This is a genomic window from Bartonella florencae (assembly GCF_000312525.1).
Classification (GTDB): domain Bacteria; phylum Pseudomonadota; class Alphaproteobacteria; order Rhizobiales; family Rhizobiaceae; genus Bartonella; species Bartonella florencae.
In genome coordinates this window covers 543,524-545,010 of the sequence record NZ_HE997452.1, presented here as the reverse complement: position 1 = coordinate 545,010, position 1,487 = coordinate 543,524, and the positions used below count along the sequence as shown (strand labels likewise).

Genomic DNA, 1,487 nt, shown 5'->3' with positions numbered 1-1,487 from the left:
AAATGCCGCAAATCATAAGGAACCACCTTATCTTCACCCTTGCCCAAAATTAATTGTTTCTTATTTCAAGGTGGAGTACGCTGTTGAGAGCACCGGATTTCACCAAGGTCAACAGCCTTTATTGCTCTTTCTAAAACTTTCTCAAATGCCTGCTTTAAGCGCCCCATCAATATTTTTTTTCAAAGACTTCCAATCCTTTTGCATAAAAATCCAACTGTAAGCTTAGCAAACTTTTCAAATGATAAGGATTAAGAATCTCACAAGCCATAGCCAAAAATGCCATTTGGTTAGCAAACCTCAAATAAAATGGGAGAAAAATCGAGCACAAATTGGGAAGCAATCTCTCACTTTTTTCTCATGAGAGAAAAAAGTGCACTGCGTAGTCCGCTAAAAAGAAGCGTGCCAAATGCTCGCCTTTTCTCATCAATTTCCACCCACCACCCCAAGCTTTTCAACAATGCTGTGGCACTTTCCATAGTGAGAATTTTAGTCATCATTTCCATAAGGTCTTATTGTTGTTGTGCATCCCTCTGTTGCAGCATTGCTTGTTCTTGACGCAGCAACTGAAGAGCGAGATCATTTTCTTCTAGCACTCTTTCCAGCTCGCTTTGCACTTGGAAATACATTTTGGCCCGCTTAAAAATAGAATAATAAAAAGCCAAAAAAAACAGAGTAATAAAAACAATAATAACCCCAAAAAACAAACGGAATATAAGCAATACTGCTATAAAATTATTGTTCATTTTTTCTCCTCACACTCTTGAGAGAGCGCATCTCGCAAACGGCTGATATTCTCTCCTATAAAGAGAGCTTCCTCTAATTTCTGAATCTTTTTTTTCAACTTATGCGTTATGATGACACGAAGCACAAAAAAAACTGGTGTGAATAAAAAAAGACCGTACCATATATACATTGATGTAAAGTACAACAGTAAAAAAACAATATCCACGACACTTAGCAACTTCCCCTCTAACAGGATTGCTATAAAGGGAGTGAGTTTACACAGCTCAATGATAATAGAAATGATGAAAAGAACTTTATAATTTTCCCCTGAAAGAAATGCGTCTTCAAACGAAAAAGAACGTAAACTTTTCTGCGTCTCTTGCTCTAATGACAAATTTTTCCCCTTCATTGTTCATTTTGCTCTAAAACCCTCTTGTTGCCTCCTCTATAAAACAGCTTACTGTTTTTCTCAACAATTGATTGCTTAAAGCAGCTTTTATTTTCATAAAGTTTCACGCCTCCTCTTTTCTCAAGAAAAGGCGCGCTAACATCTTGTTCAGTGCCGCGCCTTAAACATCGCCATCACGAACAGACAAACCTCTTTATCTTTATTCTTATTTCCTCTGCTCAAGCGATTTTGATGGAAAGCTCGGCCCGATGAACACGCTTCGTTTTACACACGCCGCACCTCTTTAAGCTCTCCCATACTGAAAACCATTCATACTGATCATTTCTCCGCGACCTTTCCAAGCAAAGGAGAGTTG

2 protein-coding genes are annotated in these 1,487 nt (G+C 38.2%); both read right to left on the bottom strand.

All coding sequences use genetic code 11. The features are described 5' to 3' along the window. Nucleotides 1–344: 344 nt before the first annotated feature. Nucleotides 345–497: a hypothetical protein gene (locus tag BN202_RS09725; protein ID WP_156792110.1), complete on the bottom strand. Its 153-nt coding sequence runs from the start codon at nt 495–497 to the stop codon at nt 345–347. Between the two features lie 12 nt (nt 498–509). Beyond that, complete coding sequence (locus BN202_RS09265) at nt 510–743, bottom strand: hypothetical protein (RefSeq protein ID WP_019219526.1); 234 nt, start codon at nt 741–743, stop codon at nt 510–512. Between the last annotated feature and the right edge of the window lie 744 nt (nt 744–1,487).